Raw genomic sequence first — 14971 nt, forward strand, 5'->3', positions numbered from 1 at the left:
ATTCCACGGTTCAGTTTTCGTGTCGAATTAAATAGTTATTCCGAACACGCTCTGGCGGATTATTTATTACGCGCTGTCATTTTATTACAACTTGCCGATTACCGGCCTGAACGACAAAAATGACCGTAAAATGAGTCGACATAAATTTGCCCTATGAATTAAGCACATGATAAAAACGTTGTAAATTATTTTTATTCAACACAGCAATAGTGAGGATAATATGAGCGATGCCATTTCTTCGCAACTTGAAAACATCATTACGATGCTGATCGCCATCAGTATCGCCTCGGAAAGACTGGTAGAGATAATCAAAGGGTATTTTCCCTGGCTTAATCTGGAAAATCAGGATCCGGTCATCGAAGGACGACGCAAATCTGCCCTGCAGATATTAGCGGTGGTTGCCGGTATTGTGACGGCGTTTTTGACCCAACCATTCGTCGCCGGCAGTTTCTCGGCCATTAAACATCCGGACCTGATGACATTATGTATTGGCCTGATGGCAAGCGGCGGATCGGCGTTCTGGAACGTCATTCTTAATTATCTGTTGCAAGTGAAAAACCTGAAAAAGCAACAAGTCAGCAGCGTGAAAGCAGACCCAGTAGCGGATGCAGTAGCCGATCCTGCCCCCCCTTCTCCGGTTTATCAGGACGTGGTTCATGGCGCAGAGCCGGTCAGCTCAAACCCCTGTTTCAATCCGGAGGGTAAATAACATGGTATGGCGTGTCGCAAAGAGTCTGCTGATACTCAGAGATCAGATTAATCAATATGCTCCGCATCGCAACACGGACAGCGATGGCACCATTGGTGATGAACATCATGCCCACACCAACTCGGATCATAATCCGCAGGTGATAGATGGAAATATTGGTGTGGTAACGGCTATCGATATTACCCACGATCCTCAAAATAAATGTGATGCTCAGGCGATTGTCGATGCGTTGGTCGCCAGCAAAGACAAACGAATTAAATATATTATCTGGAACAAACGGATCATTAGCGCTTCTGTCCAGCCTTGGGTATGGCGGGATTACCATGGCGTCAGCCCGCACGATAAACATTTCCACTTATCCGTGGTGCCGGTGAAAGCGCTGTACGATTACACCTTACCGTGGCTGTTATTTAATCCACATAAAGAATGATCCAGTTTTTTTCCGATTACCGTGAGGCGAATATGACTCAACAAATCGACATTGAGAAAATAAAAGCGGCACTCAACGCCATTGAAGAACTCGAACAGATTGCCCGTTCAACGCAGCCGGCCGATATTAAAAATTTTTGTGTGGAATATAACAAAACATGGAAAAAGAAAGTGGATACCCTGCTGGCACTGATTATTGATGAACCCATCAGTTCGCTGTTAGTTAAACTGGTGCCTTACTTACCCACACTGCTGGTGATTATTAACATGCTAAAGGCGGGCGTTGAGCAATATTGTCAACTGCATCTCGCGGAGGAGCCTCCCGTAGATAAATAATTGCCACCCATCCGGCCAGGGCCTGCTCAGGCACTGGCCTCCCTCCCCAATCCCCCATCTGTCCACGTTTCTCTCAGCCCAACGCCGACCTTATCCTGCGCCGGACAGTCCCGCCATATGGACGATAAGCCCTACTGCGGCGGCGGCGGCCAGTACCCAGGTCAGCTTCCACTTATAACGAAACAGCAGCCCGGCGGCGCCCAGGGCTATGGCTGCGGACCACGGGTCGAAACCGGACGGTCCCCAGACGCTATGCCAGATAAAAAACAGCGCCAGATTCAGGATAACGCCCACCACCGCGGCAGTGATGGCGGTCAACGGCGCGGTAAATCCCACCTTATTATGGGTCGTTTCAATAAACGGCCCGCCGGCGAGAATAAAGATGAACGAGGGCAAAAAGGTAAACCATGTCACCAGGCACGCCGCCGCGATGCCCCCCAGCAGCACATCATCGACGCCCAACACTGCTTTGGTGTAGCCGCCGACAAACCCGACAAAGGTCACCACCATGATCAACGGTCCGGGGGTCGATTCCCCAAGAGCGAGGCCGTCCATCATCTGCCCTGCCGTCAGCCAGCCATAGTGGGTCACCGCCCCCTGGTAAACATAAGGTAAGACGGCATATGCCCCGCCAAAGGTCATCAGCGCGGCTTTGGTAAAGAACCAGCTCATCTGGGTCAGCGGATGCGCCCAGCCCAGCATTAGCGTCAGGGCGGCCATCGGCACCAGCCACAGCAGCATTCCGGCGATCAGCACCCGTGAGGTGCGCCGCCAGCTGAAAATGGCATGGGCCGGAATCGGCGTCGTGTCATCAATGATGGCGGCTCCGCCAGGGTGACTCTGCGCACGGTGGGCGTCCGCTTTGCCGAACGTCGTCGACGCCAACCGTCCGCCGATAAAACCCACCAGTGCCGCGGCGAGGACGATCAGCGGAAAAGGAACGTTCAGCGCAAAAATAGCGACAAAAGCAGCGGCCGCGATGGCCCAGTAGGCGCCATTTTTCAGCGCCCGCGAGCCGATGCGGTGCGCCGCCTGCAATACTATCGCCGCTACGGCGGGTTTGATGCCATAAAAGATCCCCGCCACCACGGCGACATCCCCCCAGACGAGATAGATCCACGCCAGGGCGATGAGTAACACCAGCGAGGGCAAAATAAACAGCACCCCGGCGATGACGCCTCCCCAGGTTTTATGCATCAGCCAGCCGATGTAAGTCGCCAGCTGCTGGGCCTCCGGGCCGGGCAGGACCATACAAAAATTGAGCGCATGCAGGAATCGCCCTTCCGATATCCAGCGTCGGTTATCCACCAGCTCCTGGTGCATCATGGCGATCTGCCCGGCAGGCCCGCCGAAGCTGATGAAGCCAAGCTTGAGCCAAAAGCGAAATGCCTGCCAGAAGGAGACGGAAGCGACGACGGAAGGACTGTCACTCTGCGGAAGAACGACCGTTTTGCTCATGATTGCCAGACCTCATTTCACAGGACCTCAGTAAGCCGTCGAACAGCGAGCAAGCTGCCGCCAGCAGTTGGTCATCGTCCGTAATGGTTTCCCGCAGCCCTGCAAGAATGCTTTCTACCCCCGCCGCCTCCGGGGTCGGTACCCCACCGACGTCCAGGAAGTGGATCAACCGTCCCAGACTGTCGGGGATCACCGCGTCCAGCGCAAAACGCCGGACCAGTACTTCGAAGGTCACCAGCGTGCCTACATGGCTGAATGGCGCGCCGTCAAAATCAAAACCGACTGCTGTCGCCGGACAGTCCTCAGGCGCGGCCAGCCACAGGAACCGCGCCTCGTCGTCAATAAAGCGCCGGATAAGCCAGGCGCTGGCCAGACGATCGACCCACGGGCGTCGGCGGGTGGCCCACAGCCGGCCGCGAAAGGCGCCTCTGTCCAGCAGGCTCAGTTCGCCCGCCACCGACTGCGGCTCGTTCGGCGATAGCCGCTGATTAATGACCTGCTCGATAGTGGCCAGTCGCTCAGCGGCTTGCTCCCGGGCGGCCCCCGGAAAGAAATCAATGGCCTCGATCCGCCGGTAGTCACGCTGAATTTTACGCAGTTGTTTGAGCTGAGCCGCCAGTTCGTCGTTGGATAACGTCCCCTGCAGCGCCTGCAGATCCTGCAACAGCGCGTCGTACTGTTCACGACGATCGAATAGCGGCCTGAGCGCCTCTTCTTCCGCCGCCTCAATCGTGAAAACATACCCGGTCCCCCCTTCCGCGCGGATCGCCTGGCAGGTGCTGAGGAAAGTGTCATAGCCCTGGCGCACGTCGGGCAGCAGATAGACCCCATCGCGCAGGACCGCTGCCCCGCTCTGCTTCAGGGTTCGCCAGACACGCATGCGCAGCGTGGCTTGAGACGTTGTCAGGTTAAGGATCAAGAGATGCATTGTCATGTTGTAGAGATTACTACAGCATGTAGCGTCTGTGACGTTTTTACGCGCAAGGAGTCAGATGAATTTCAGCAATGCATAGCTGAAAAAAGCAAAAGACGGCCTGCGCAGCGGCAGGCCAGGCGCTAAGCGCGGGATGGGGATAAGGGGCGCAGCAGCAGGGTCAACAACGCCACCGCAACCGGGACCAGGGAGCCCCACAGCACGGCGTTCCAGCCGAAGGCGTTGAGCAGAACCCCGGACGAAAACGACCCCACGATCATCACGCCGAAGACCAGAAAATCGTTGAGCGACTGAACCTGGGTCTTCTCTTCCGGGCGGTGGAAATCGATGATTTTCGCCGAGGCGCCGGTGAAGCCAAAGTTCCAGCCGATGCCGAGCAAAATCAGCGACAGCCAGTAATGATACACGCCGAGACCGCTCAGGCCGACCGCCACCGACGCGGCGGTGATCAGCAATCCCGCCGCCGCCATTCGCACTGCGCCGAAGCGCTGGATCAGCCGGCCGGTGAAAAATCCCGGGCCGTACATCGCCATCACATGCCACTGGATCCCAAGGTTGGCGGCCTGCTGGGAAAGACCGTGCATATGCATGGAGAGCGGCGCGGCGGTCATCAGAAAATTCATCACCATATAGGCCACCGCGCCGCTGAATACCGTAGTGGCAAAACCCGGCTGGCGGACAATCTCGCGCAGCGGCCGCCCTCCGCGCACGCTGGCCGCGGTGGGCTCCGCCGGCGTCACCCCTCTCAACAAAAAGGCGGCCAGCACTGCAACCAGCGCCTGAGCGAGGAAGGTGACGGCGAAGGTATGTGCCGGCCAGAGGTGCATGGTGCCGGTGACCAGCATCGGGCCAATGATCCCGGCGGCCACACCGCCGCCCATCACCAGCGACAGCGCACGGGCGCGACGCGCCGGGGCGACGCCGTCGGTGGCGGCAAAACGAAAACTGAGCGCCACGGCGGCATAGGCGCCGCCAAGCATCGCGGCGAGACAAAACAGCAGAAAAGAATTCAGCACTACCGCCAGGGCGGCCGCCAGTCCGGTCACCATCCCGGCGCCGGTGCCGAGCCTGAACGCCGCTTTGCGGCCCCGCGTTCGCGCCAGCGCGCCGAAAGGCAGAATGGAGGCCGCCATCCCCAGCACAAACAGGGTTATCGGCAGCGTGGCCAGCGACGGGCTGGGGGCAATCGCGTTACCCACTATCGCGCCGGTAGCGTAGAAGACCACCGAGTTGGCGCCGGCCAGCGCCTGAGCGGCAGCCAGGCGAAAGATGTTTTTGTTCTGCACCGCCAGCGGCAGCATGTGTTCTGTAGACATCCGTTGTTTTCACCGGTTTGAGAGTGGCGCCAGGCTGGCCGTCTGGCATCGCGCCCTGTTTGTTGGGTTCCCTGACCGTTACCTTAGCCGCAAAATACGCTTTTGCACCATAGCGAATCGCAATATTACCCGGCGATCTGGCCCCTCTTCTGCGTCAGATCGCCGGGCCGGGCTTCGCCGCCCGTTTTATTCCGGGGATCCGTCGCGTCGCGCGGCGGCAAATTTCGCCGCGATCATTGCGGCCGTCGGCTGGACGCCGCCCAGACTCCACTGCTCCGGGTCATGTTCGTCAATGCGGATCCAGACGGACTGACGGAACTGCGGATCGCCCTGCCCCTCAATCTCCACCAGCAGATCGGTCATCCGTCGCAGCAGCTCACTTTTCTGTTCCGCGGTCATGATCCCTTTAATGGTTTGCACGTTAACAAATGGCACGCTATTCTCCTTAGCATCTAGGTCTAAAATTCAAACTCAGAGTAGAAGGTCAATCTCGCGATGTCAAAAAATAAATCACTGCCCTACCTCGACCCGGCGCTGTGCGGCCTGGCGGAAGGGGCGAAAATCCTCGGCGACCGCTGGGTGCTGTTGATCCTCCGCGAGGCGTTTTACGGCGTGACGCGCTTTGAAACGATGCTGTCGCACACCCATATTACCCGCCAGACGCTCACCACCCGGTTAAAAACCATGACCGAAACGGGATTGCTCAGCAAAGTGCCCTACCGGGAAGCCGGCTCCCGCGAACGGTATGAATATGTTCTGACTGATAAAAGCCGTAGCCTGGCGCTGGTGCTGTTCGCCCTGATGGAATGGGGCCATCAGCACGTGCTGCACAGTGCGCCGCATATAGCATTGGTGGACAGCGCCAGCGGCGAGGCTGTCCATCCGGGGTTTATTACTGCCAGCGGCACCGTGGCGAGCCCCGCCGCCCTGCAGATCGTCAAGGCAGACGAACGCTAATAGCGCCGCTACAGAACTTTCGTACGCCTCTGGCGAAAGCCGCCGCAAGCGGGTATGTTGCATAGCCACGGTACCCGACGAGCGCGGGACATTTTTGTTTCATCGAACGGTGCGATAAAGGATGAAGGTATCCGGTGACCATTCCGACGCGCAGATCGCGCATGCTAAAGGTAGAAAATGTCGCTTCGTTCTCTGCGGGCTTTATGTCTGACCAGCTTTTTTATTGCCGACGTGCGCGACGGCCTCGGCCCGTTTCTGGGGATCTTTCTCACCCAGCGTCACTGGCAGGCGGAGGACATTGGCCTGCTGATGTCCGTCGGCGGTATCGCCGGCCTGCTGGCGACCCTGCCCGCCGGCTTCATCACCGACAGCTCGCGGCATAAGCGCTTGCTGCTGGCCGGGGTCTGCCTGGTGATCACCCTCACCACCCTGCTGCTCTGGTTTAGTCAGAAGACCAGCGTGGTCGCCCTCTCGCAAGTCGCCAGCGGCATCTGCGCGGCCTTTGTCGGACCGCTGATCGCCGGGATTACCCTCGGTCTTGCCAGACAGCGCGGCTTTAGCGCCCAGATGGGGAAAAACGAAGCCTTCAACCACGCGGGGAATTTCTTCACCGCGCTAATGGCCGGGGCTATCGCCTGGTACTGGGGCATCGGCGGCATTTTCATTCTGATGGCCTGTACCACGCTGCTTACCCTGGTCGCCCTGCTGGCGATCCGCGGCGGCGATATCGACGATGACGCCGCCCGCGGCATCGAAGCGGCATCCACGCCCTCCCTGCCGGGGTTTGCCATCCTGTTCCGCCATACGCCGCTGCTGATCGCCGGCGTAACCCTGATGCTGTTCCATCTCGCCAATGCCGCGCTGTTGCCGATGCTGAGCATGCGGATCGCCGCCGCGCCGGGACACCTCAATCCCGGACTGTTTGCCGCCGCCACGGTGATTATTTCGCAGGTGGTGATGATCCCGGTGGCCATCCGGGTCGCCGGCAGCATCGACAAATACGGTTACTGGCGATGCATCCTGCTGGCGCTGCTGATCATGCCCATCCGGGCGGCGCTGGCGGCGTCCAGCGACGCCCCGGCGATGATGGTCCCGGTGCAAATTCTTGATGGCCTGGCGGCAGGGATTTTGGGGGTGGCGGTGCCCAGCTTTATCGTCTCGCTGCTGCGCGGCAGCGGGCACGTTAACGCTGGACAGAGCGTGGTGATGCTGATGCAGGGCGCCGGGGCGGCAATGAGTCCGGCGTTAACCGGGTCTATCGCCGGGCACTACTCCTATGCCACCGCCTTCGGCGTGCTGAGCGTTATCGCGATTGTCGCCCTGATGGTATGGTGGCGCAGCGCTCCGCTGCTCACCGTCTCCGCGTCACCGCCAATCGGCGAGAGCGGGCAGTAACCTACGGCACAGCGACCTGGGGAGAGAGGAAATCGCCAGCCGGGTAGCAGCCCCCTGCAGCCCGGCTGGCGTATGAGAGGCGTTAATTCACCCGTGCTTGCAACGTAATGTGCTGCAGGGCGTTCGCCATATCTATCTGAATCAGATCCTTGACACCTTCGCGCTTAATAAACTGGCTCCGGTGCTTACTTTTCACCTCTTCAATACTTTTTTTGATCTCTTGCGCCGGTAATTTATACCAGCCGCGAGCCTGTTTCTCACCACCCATTTCCAGCCACAGCGATGAATAACTGGCTTTCACCAGATCGCTTTTCACGTGGTAATCGGAATCGATCGCGTAGACCGTGGTGATGCTGAAATAACGCAGGAAACCATACAGCACGCTCATGATGATATTTTTCGGCCGCGCGCCATGCAGCTCTTTAGTCAGCACCTTCACTTCGTCATTGGTGATATCTTTTCCGCCCTGGATGCCGCCAATATAGGCGCGGCCATCGTCGGTACAGGAAAAACAGACGCTATAGACGCGCCGGTCACCGAGAAACAGCTGCAGCATCAGCTCGCCCTCCTCCTGAAACGGCGACGCCAACAGTTTAACGTCAAGATTATCGCCATTTTTCAAAGGAATAGAGAACATCGCGCGACCAAAATCTGCCACATTGTACAGCTGCGGCAGGACATCAGGGTGAAACGTTTTCTCAATAAAATTCAGTGAACCGTGGGCAATATCCAGCTTGCGTCGTTTTGACAGCCGTTTATTGAGATACGCTTTAAACGGTTTATCCTCAAAAGGCACCAGCCCTTTGGTCACGGCGGTCAACCGCGCACACTGATATTTTGCACAAAGTTCTTGATATTCTCTGTATTTACCTCCTGCGAGCGAGAGCTCTCTGCATTTTCGTAAAACTTTTTTATAGTTTATTTTGACCTGACCGATCACTTTATTATGTTTACGCCATTCTTTGATGGCGCCTGCAACAGTATGTTCCATTGATTAAGATCCATAGATTCATCCATAATCGCGGCCATATTAACATAAAAGCTTTTCGTCAACGCTTAATTACTCCTTCGTTGTCCTTTCATTTAATATATACACAGGAAATCATTCTGTATGGTGATTAATAAAGCCAACTCCCGCCTGTCAACGGTTATTTATAGTAGGGAAAGCCTGCCGCCCCGCGACTTAACGCTCTGTGCGTTCGGCGCGGAGAGCGGCTACATCCGCTGGCGGTTTTGCCCTATACTTGACGCTGATTAAAAACCAGCAACGATAGGTAACTTATGGAAATTGATCTCGACAACCTGGTCTTCAGCGGCCTGGATGAAGCAGAAGAACGCAACGCGGAGCGTCTGGAAGAAGCGGACAAAAAAGCGCAGGCGATCGTTGCCGATGACGATTGCGGCGACGCCTGCAAAATCTGATTGTCAAACCGGCCAGCAGGCCGGTTTTTTTTTGCCCCTCCCGCCTGCTCAGGCCGGCAAGAAACCTTTCAGCGTATCCAGCAGCGCCTGCGCCGCCTTCGACAGCGGCATATGCCCGGCATGGATCGCGCCGACGCACTTCTCAATCGGCGGATCGCTGAGCGGGATGCAGACGGCCCCCAGGGACGTCATCTGCGTTTTACACAGCGCCGGTACCGCGCTGCCCCCCAGGCCGCTGGCCACCATTCTCCCCACCGTCACCAGCTGGTGACTCTCCAGCGCTACGTCCAACTGGCGACCGCTGCGCGCCAGCGCCTCCTCCAGCATCAGGCGTACCGCCGAGGGACGCTGCAGGGTAATAAAATCGAGGGTCAACAGCTCCTGCCAGGTGAGCTGCTTTTTCTTCGCCAGCGGGGATTGCCGGGGAACGATCGCCACGAAGCGGTCCACCGCCAGCGGGGTAAACAGCAGGTTGTGGGTGGGCGATGGCTCGAAGGCAATACCCATCTCCACTCGCCCCTCGCGCACCATCTCGATCACCTGCTCATTAATCACATCATGCACCGTGACGTTCACGCCGGCATAGCGGTCGCGAAAGGCCTTCAGCGCCTCCGGCAGGACGTTGGCCGCAAACGACGGCATCGCGGCCACCGAAATTTTACCCCGTTGCAGGGTAAAGCTCTGACGCATGGCCTCCTCGACGTTATCCCAGTCGGCCAACAGCTGACGGGCCATCGGCAGAAAGAGTTCCCCCTCCTGGGTAAGGGTCACTTTGCGGGTGCTGCGCTGCAGCAGCGCGCCGCCCAGCGCCTCCTCTAACCCTTTGATGGTCAAACTGAGGGCTGGCTGCGACAAATTGAGCCTTTCGCTGGCGTGGGCGAAATTCAGAGTGTGAGCTACCGCTAAAAACGCGCGTAACTGTTTGACACTCATTCTCATTTTTCTTCCTGTTAACTAATTGAAAAAAATTAGTTAACAGGAAATTAATTAAAATTCCAAATGAGTGGGTCACAAATTCAAAATTATCAAATCAGTCTCCAGCGCCAATGATAAGGCTATCGCAAGGCAGGAGAGACAAGATGGCAGGACTGGATAAACGCGTCGCCAGCTATGAAGCGGCGCTGGAAGGGTTAACGGACGGCATGACGCTGCTCGCCGGCGGTTTCGGCCTGTGCGGCATTCCCGAGAACTTGATCGCCGAGGTGCAGCGTCGCCAGGTGCAGGGGCTGACGGTGGTCTCCAATAACTGCGGCGTCGACGGCTTCGGTCTCGGTATGCTGCTGGAGTCACGCCAGATCAGCAAGGTGGTGGCCTCTTACGTCGGGGAGAACGCGCTGTTTGAACAGCTGGTGCTGAGCGGCGAGCTGGCGGTTGAGCTCACTCCTCAGGGAACGCTGGCCGAAAAAATTCGCGCCGGCGGCGCCGGGATCCCCGGTTTTTACACCGCCACCGGGTATGGCACCCCGGTCGCCGAAGGCAAAGAGGTTCGCCAGTTCGCCGGCAGGCACTACATCCTTGAAGAGGCGATCCGCGGCGATTTCGCGCTGGTCAAAGGCTGGAAAGCCGACTGGTACGGCAATGTGGTATATCGCCATACCGCGCAGAATTTCAACCCGCTGATGGCCACCGCCGGGCGTATTACGGTGGTGGAGGTGGAAGAGATTGTACCGCCGGGCGAACTGCCGCCCTCCGCCATCCACACCCCGGGGATCTATGTCGACCGGCTGATCGTCGGGCAATTCGAAAAACGTATTGAACAGCGCACCCTGCGCGCCGGAGGGAAGTGAGATGCTGACCCGTGAACAAATGGCGATGCGCGTCGCCCAAGAGCTGCGCGACGGCGACTACGTCAACCTCGGGATCGGTATCCCGACGCTGGTGGCCAATTACATTCCCGCCGGTATTGAGGTGATGCTCCAGTCGGAGAACGGCCTGCTGGGGATGGGCGAATTTCCAGACGAAGCCACGATCGACGCCGACATGATTAACGCCGGCAAGCAGACCGTCACCGCGCAAACCGGGGCGGCCATCTTCGACTCCGCTCAGTCGTTCGCCATGATCCGCGGCGGCCACGTTGACCTGACCGTTCTTGGCGCCTTTGAGGTCGACGTCGCGGGCAACATCGCCTCATGGATGATCCCTGGAAAAATGGTCAAGGGGATGGGCGGCGCCATGGACCTGGTAGCCGGCGCGCAGAACATCATCGTGGTGATGACCCACGCCTCAAAAAACGGCGAATCCAAACTGCTGCCGCAGTGCACCCTGCCGCTCACCGGCGTGGGCTGTATTCGCCGGGTGCTCACCGATCTGGCCCTGCTGGACATTGTCGACGGCACGTTTGTCCTGCGCGAAGTGGCCCCGGGAGTGAGCCCCGACGAGGTGATGCGTAAAACGGCGGGACGACTGATCGTGGCCGACGATGTGCGCGAAATGCGCTTCAGCTAAGGAGAGACCATGACCGATATTGCCATTGTTGCTGCAGTACGCACTCCGGTCGGCAGCTTTCGCGGCGCCTTCGCCCCTCTTTCCGCCGTCGACCTCGGCGCGGCGGTGGTGCGCAGCCTGCTTGAACGCGGCCAGCTGCCCGCCGCGGCGGTCGACGAACTGATTTTCGGCCAGGTGCTCACCGCAGGCTGCGGGCAGAACCCGGCGCGCCAGACCGCGCTGCGGGCTGGCTTGCCGATCGACACCCCGGCGGTCACCGTCAATCTGGTGTGCGGCTCCGGGCTGAAAGCGGTTCAGCAGGCGGTGCAGGCGATCCGCTGCGGCGACGCCGAGATCGTCATCGCCGGCGGCCAGGAGAGCATGAGCAATGCCCCCTATCTGATGCACGGCGCCCGCGACGGCCTGCGTTTCGGCCACGCCAGCCTGCAGGACAGCATGATTCTGGACGGCCTGTGGGACGCCTTTAACGACTACCACATGGGCATTACCGCCGAGAATCTGGCTGATGCCTTCGACATCAGCCGTGAGCGCCAGGATGCCTTTGCCGCCGGGTCCCAGCGCAAAGCGGCGGCCGCCATCGCCGCCGGACGCTTTCGCGAGGAGATCGTCCCGGTCAGCGTCCCGCAGGGCAAAAAGCCGCCGCGTGTCGTGACTGACGACGAGCAACCGCGCCCGGAGACCAGCGAGCAGCAGCTGGCCCAGCTGCGCCCGGCGTTTCGTCCCGCTGACGGCAGCGTCACTGCCGGAAACGCCTCGTCGCTGAACGATGGCGCCGCGGCGGTCCTGCTGATGCGCGTCGATAAAGCGCACGAGCTCGGGCTACCGGTGCTGGCGCGCATTGTCAGCTCAGCGGTCGCCGGGGTCGACCCATCGGTGATGGGCATCGGCCCGGTGAGCGCCTGCCGTAAAGCGCTGCAGCGCGCCGGCTGGACGCTGGACGAGGTGGATCTTATCGAAGCTAACGAGGCTTTTGCCGTCCAGGCGCTGGCCGTCGGTCAGCTGCTTGAGTGGGATAGCGAGAAGGTCAACGTCAACGGCGGCGCCATCGCCCTTGGCCATCCCATCGGCGCCTCCGGCTGCCGGATCCTCGTCAGCCTGGTGCATGAGATGCAGCGCCGGGGCGCCAGCAAAGGGTTGGCAACCCTGTGCGTCGGCGGCGGCCAGGGCATCGCCATGACTCTACAACGTTAACAGGAGCCACTATGTTTACACCACGCCTGGCGGTACTCGGCGCGGGACTGATGGGCGTCGGCATCGCCTGCCATTTCGCCCGTCACGGTCACGTCGTCCGCCTGTATGACACCGACCCGCAGCGTCTCGCCGAGGTTCCGGCGGTGGCCAGCGCCATCCTGCGCGAGCTGGAGGCGAGCGGCCAGCAGGATCCCGCCGACCGCGACGCCGTGCTGGCCCGTCTGACCCCCACCCCGGCGCTGAATACCCTGGCCGACACCACGCTGCTGATAGAAGCGATCCCCGAGCGGCTACCACTGAAGCACGCCCTGTATGCCGAACTGGAAACGCTGATCGCCGACGAGGCGATTATCGCCAGCAACACCAGCGGCCTGCCGCCGGACTCGCTGGCGCAGGGCATGCGCCACCCTGAACGGCTGCTGATCGCCCATTTCTGGCATCCGCCGCACCTGATCCCGCTGGTGGAAGTGGTGCCCGGGAGCGCCACACTGCCCCATCTGGCGCGCCAGGTGAGCGACTTTTGCGCCGCCTGCGCGCTGGAAGCGGTGGTGCTCAATCGCGCCGCGCCGGGCTTTGTCGGCAACCGGCTGCAGTTCGCCCTGCTGCGCGAAGCGCTGCATATCGTCCACAGCGGCATTGCCTCTGCCGAGGTAGTGGACCAGGTGATGCGCGCCTCGCTGGGCCGCCGCTATGCGATGGTCGGCCCGCTGGAGGCAGCGGACATGACCGGGCTGGCGACGGTCCAGGATATCTGCCAGCACCTGCTGCCGGAGCTGGCCAGCGGGAGCGAGATGATGTCGCTGGTGGCGGAGAAGGTGGCGCGAGGCGACACCGGCGCCCGCAGTGGACAAGGCTTTTACCGCTGGGATGAGGCGCGGCAACAGCGCATCCAGTCGCGCCGGGAACATCAGCTTCGCTACGCCCTGAAGCCCTAGTATCGCGTTCTGTACCCCTACAATAACAATGAGAGTGAGACGTCGTGATGAGTGTGATAATTGCCCTGGCCGCACTGGCGTTACTGATGCTGGCGGCCTACCGTGGATACAGCGTGATCCTCTTTGCGCCGATCGCCGCCCTCGGCGCGGTGCTGGTCACCGACCCGGGCGCGGTCGGCCCGGCCTTTACCGGCCTGTTTATGGAAAAAATGGTCGGCTTTGTGAAGCTCTATTTCCCGGTGTTTCTGCTGGGCGCCGTGTTCGGCAAGCTGATTGAGCTGTCGGGATTCTCGCGGTCGATTGTCGCCGCCGCCATCCGCATCCTCGGACGCCGCCACGCGATCCCGGTGATCGTGCTGGTGTGCGCCCTGCTGACCTACGGCGGGGTGTCGCTGTTTGTGGTGGCTTTTGCCGTCTACCCCTTCGCCGCCGAACTGTTTCGCCAGAGCGGGATCCCCAAACGGCTGATTCCGGCCACCGTCGCCCTCGGGGCATTCTCGTTTACCATGGACGCCCTGCCCGGCACGCCGCAGATCCAGAATATTATCCCCACCAGTTTCTTCGGCACCAACGCCTGGGCGGCCCCCTGGCTGGGGCTTATCGGCTCGCTGTTCATTATCATTTTTGGCTTGCTGTGGCTGGAGCGTCAGCGCCGCAAAGCGCAGGCTCGCGGCGAAGGCTATGGGACCGACCTGCAAAATGAGCCGGAGACCCCGGATGACATCGATCTGCCGCATCCGCTGATCGCTATCGCCCCGTTGCTGTTAGTGGGGGTGCTGAATCTGCTGTTCACCCACTGGATCCCGCAGTGGTACGGCGCCAGCCATGAGCTCACCCTGCCGGGTCTGGCAAAGCCTGTCGTCACCGAAGTAGGGAAAATCACCGCTATCTGGGCGGTGCAGGCGGCGCTGCTCTCCGGCATTGTGCTGGTGCTGGTCTGCGGCTATCGCAATATCCGCGGCCGGCTGGCGGAGGGGAGCCGAACGGCGGTGGGCGGGGCTATTCTCGCGGCGATGAACACCGCCTCTGAGTACGGATTCGGCGCAGTTATCGCCGCCCTGCCGGGTTTCCTGGTGCTGTCGAAAGCCCTCGCGGCCATTCCCAATCCGCTGTTAAACGAGGCGATCAGCGTCACGGTGCTGGCCGGGATCACCGGCTCGGCCTCCGGGGGGATGAGCATCGCGCTGGCGGCGATGTCCGAGACCTTTGTCGCCGCCGCCCACGCCGCCAATATTCCGCTCGAGGTCCTGCACCGTGTCGCCGCCATGGCCAGCGGCGGCATGGACACCCTACCGCATAACGGGGCGGTGATCACTCTGCTGGCGATCACCGGCCTGAGCCATCGCCAGGCCTACGGCGGTATTTTCGCCATCACGGTGATCAAAAGCCTCGCGGTACTGTTTGTCATTGCCACGTTCTATGTGACCGGCATTGTCTGATACCC

At 59.9% G+C, this 14971-nt stretch carries 17 protein-coding genes; 11 read left to right on the forward strand and 6 right to left on the reverse strand.

Features of this window, described 5'->3' with window-relative positions; genetic code table 11:
• The first annotated feature begins 220 nt into the window (after positions 1-220).
• Genes AS136_RS13090 through AS136_RS13100 form a run of 3 tightly spaced genes read left to right on the forward strand, consistent with a single transcriptional unit; the run spans position 221 to position 1474 of the window.
• Positions 221-709 carry a hypothetical protein gene (locus AS136_RS13090; protein WP_023322768.1) on the forward strand — a complete coding sequence of 163 codons (489 nt, stop codon included), beginning with the start codon at positions 221-223 and terminating at the stop codon, positions 707-709.
• Between the two features lies 1 nt (position 710).
• Complete coding sequence (locus AS136_RS13095) at positions 711-1139, forward strand: hypothetical protein (RefSeq protein ID WP_023322769.1); 429 nt, start codon at positions 711-713, stop codon at positions 1137-1139.
• A gap of 32 nt (positions 1140-1171) precedes the next feature.
• The gene (locus AS136_RS13100) at positions 1172-1474 is read left to right on the forward strand and encodes a hypothetical protein (RefSeq protein WP_051975541.1); all 303 of its coding nucleotides are present in this window, start codon (positions 1172-1174) and stop codon (positions 1472-1474) included.
• Between the two features lie 90 nt (positions 1475-1564).
• On the opposite strand, the gene chrA is transcribed toward AS136_RS13100, so the two are convergent.
• The 4 genes from chrA to AS136_RS13120 form a co-directional block, all read right to left on the reverse strand.
• The gene (gene chrA / locus AS136_RS13105) at positions 1565-2932 is read right to left on the reverse strand and encodes a chromate efflux transporter (protein ID WP_023322770.1); all 1368 of its coding nucleotides are present in this window, start codon (positions 2930-2932) and stop codon (positions 1565-1567) included.
• Positions 2901-3860 (reverse strand): chromate resistance protein ChrB domain-containing protein, encoded by a 960-nt coding sequence (locus tag AS136_RS13110; protein WP_016161236.1) that lies wholly within the window; start codon positions 3858-3860, stop codon positions 2901-2903. The genes chrA and AS136_RS13110 overlap by 32 nt, the downstream gene beginning before the upstream one ends.
• A gap of 128 nt (positions 3861-3988) precedes the next feature.
• A complete protein-coding gene (locus AS136_RS13115; RefSeq protein WP_024264441.1) occupies positions 3989-5182 on the reverse strand; it encodes an MFS transporter in 1194 nt (397 codons plus the stop codon).
• A gap of 186 nt (positions 5183-5368) precedes the next feature.
• On the reverse strand, positions 5369-5617 hold the full coding sequence (locus AS136_RS13120; protein ID WP_004175772.1) for a tautomerase family protein: 249 nt from the start codon (positions 5615-5617) through the stop codon (positions 5369-5371).
• Between the two features lie 60 nt (positions 5618-5677).
• Between AS136_RS13120 and AS136_RS13125 the strand changes: the two genes are divergently transcribed.
• Both AS136_RS13125 and AS136_RS13130 read left to right on the forward strand, forming a co-directional pair.
• Positions 5678-6139, forward strand: coding sequence for a winged helix-turn-helix transcriptional regulator (locus AS136_RS13125; protein ID WP_009307678.1), 462 nt, complete (start codon positions 5678-5680; stop codon positions 6137-6139).
• A 177-nt stretch (positions 6140-6316) separates the two neighbouring features.
• On the forward strand, positions 6317-7534 hold the full coding sequence (locus AS136_RS13130) for an MFS transporter (RefSeq protein ID WP_008804557.1): 1218 nt from the start codon (positions 6317-6319) through the stop codon (positions 7532-7534).
• 82 nt (positions 7535-7616) lie between these two features.
• On the opposite strand, the gene AS136_RS13135 is transcribed toward AS136_RS13130, so the two are convergent.
• A complete protein-coding gene (locus tag AS136_RS13135) occupies positions 7617-8525 on the reverse strand; it encodes a DUF535 family protein (protein WP_016161239.1) in 909 nt (302 codons plus the stop codon).
• Between the two features lie 290 nt (positions 8526-8815).
• On the opposite strand from AS136_RS13135, the gene AS136_RS26810 reads away from it, so the two are divergent.
• On the forward strand, positions 8816-8956 hold the full coding sequence (locus AS136_RS26810) for a hypothetical protein (protein WP_002908189.1): 141 nt from the start codon (positions 8816-8818) through the stop codon (positions 8954-8956).
• A 48-nt stretch (positions 8957-9004) separates the two neighbouring features.
• On the opposite strand, the gene AS136_RS13140 is transcribed toward AS136_RS26810, so the two are convergent.
• Entirely contained in the window at positions 9005-9895 is an 891-nt protein-coding gene (locus AS136_RS13140; protein ID WP_012967981.1) for a LysR family transcriptional regulator, read from the reverse strand.
• A gap of 140 nt (positions 9896-10035) precedes the next feature.
• On the opposite strand from AS136_RS13140, the gene AS136_RS13145 reads away from it, so the two are divergent.
• The 5 genes from AS136_RS13145 to AS136_RS13165 are packed head-to-tail and all read left to right on the forward strand — an operon-like array spanning position 10036 to position 14966.
• The gene (locus AS136_RS13145; protein ID WP_023297776.1) at positions 10036-10743 is read left to right on the forward strand and encodes a CoA transferase subunit A; all 708 of its coding nucleotides are present in this window, start codon (positions 10036-10038) and stop codon (positions 10741-10743) included.
• 1 nt (position 10744) lies between these two features.
• Positions 10745-11401: a CoA transferase subunit B gene (locus tag AS136_RS13150; RefSeq protein WP_008804553.1), complete on the forward strand. Its 657-nt coding sequence runs from the start codon at positions 10745-10747 to the stop codon at positions 11399-11401.
• 9 nt (positions 11402-11410) lie between these two features.
• Entirely contained in the window at positions 11411-12592 is a 1182-nt protein-coding gene (locus AS136_RS13155; protein WP_023322772.1) for an acetyl-CoA C-acetyltransferase, read from the forward strand.
• An 11-nt stretch (positions 12593-12603) separates the two neighbouring features.
• Positions 12604-13527 (forward strand): 3-hydroxyacyl-CoA dehydrogenase family protein, encoded by a 924-nt coding sequence (locus AS136_RS13160; RefSeq protein WP_023322773.1) that lies wholly within the window; start codon positions 12604-12606, stop codon positions 13525-13527.
• Between the two features lie 44 nt (positions 13528-13571).
• Entirely contained in the window at positions 13572-14966 is a 1395-nt protein-coding gene (locus AS136_RS13165; RefSeq protein WP_008804551.1) for a GntP family permease, read from the forward strand.
• Positions 14967-14971 lie beyond the last annotated feature (5 nt).

The organism is Klebsiella sp. D5A (assembly GCF_001620885.1).
GTDB lineage: Bacteria > Pseudomonadota > Gammaproteobacteria > Enterobacterales > Enterobacteriaceae > Klebsiella > Klebsiella variicola.

What these genes read in the sequence shown, in the direction of transcription:
- AS136_RS13115 (WP_024264441.1), bottom strand. Translation starts at nt 5,182, where the DNA reads ATGTCTACAGAACACATGCTGCCGCTGGCGGTGCAGAACAAAAACATC.
- AS136_RS13140 (WP_012967981.1), bottom strand. Translation starts at nt 9,895, where the DNA reads ATGAGAATGAGTGTCAAACAGTTACGCGCGTTTTTAGCGGTAGCTCAC.
- AS136_RS13135 (WP_016161239.1), bottom strand. Translation starts at nt 8,525, where the DNA reads ATGGAACATACTGTTGCAGGCGCCATCAAAGAATGGCGTAAACATAAT.
- AS136_RS13145 (WP_023297776.1), top strand. Translation starts at nt 10,036, where the DNA reads ATGGCAGGACTGGATAAACGCGTCGCCAGCTATGAAGCGGCGCTGGAA.
- AS136_RS13090 (WP_023322768.1), top strand. Translation starts at nt 221, where the DNA reads ATGAGCGATGCCATTTCTTCGCAACTTGAAAACATCATTACGATGCTG.
- AS136_RS13130 (WP_008804557.1), top strand. Translation starts at nt 6,317, where the DNA reads ATGTCGCTTCGTTCTCTGCGGGCTTTATGTCTGACCAGCTTTTTTATT.
- AS136_RS13160 (WP_023322773.1), top strand. Translation starts at nt 12,604, where the DNA reads ATGTTTACACCACGCCTGGCGGTACTCGGCGCGGGACTGATGGGCGTC.
- AS136_RS26810 (WP_002908189.1), top strand. Translation starts at nt 8,816, where the DNA reads ATGGAAATTGATCTCGACAACCTGGTCTTCAGCGGCCTGGATGAAGCA.
- chrA (WP_023322770.1), bottom strand. Translation starts at nt 2,932, where the DNA reads ATGAGCAAAACGGTCGTTCTTCCGCAGAGTGACAGTCCTTCCGTCGTC.
- AS136_RS13125 (WP_009307678.1), top strand. Translation starts at nt 5,678, where the DNA reads ATGTCAAAAAATAAATCACTGCCCTACCTCGACCCGGCGCTGTGCGGC.
- AS136_RS13095 (WP_023322769.1), top strand. Translation starts at nt 711, where the DNA reads ATGGTATGGCGTGTCGCAAAGAGTCTGCTGATACTCAGAGATCAGATT.
- AS136_RS13100 (WP_051975541.1), top strand. Translation starts at nt 1,172, where the DNA reads ATGACTCAACAAATCGACATTGAGAAAATAAAAGCGGCACTCAACGCC.
- AS136_RS13150 (WP_008804553.1), top strand. Translation starts at nt 10,745, where the DNA reads ATGCTGACCCGTGAACAAATGGCGATGCGCGTCGCCCAAGAGCTGCGC.
- AS136_RS13110 (WP_016161236.1), bottom strand. Translation starts at nt 3,860, where the DNA reads ATGCATCTCTTGATCCTTAACCTGACAACGTCTCAAGCCACGCTGCGC.
- AS136_RS13155 (WP_023322772.1), top strand. Translation starts at nt 11,411, where the DNA reads ATGACCGATATTGCCATTGTTGCTGCAGTACGCACTCCGGTCGGCAGC.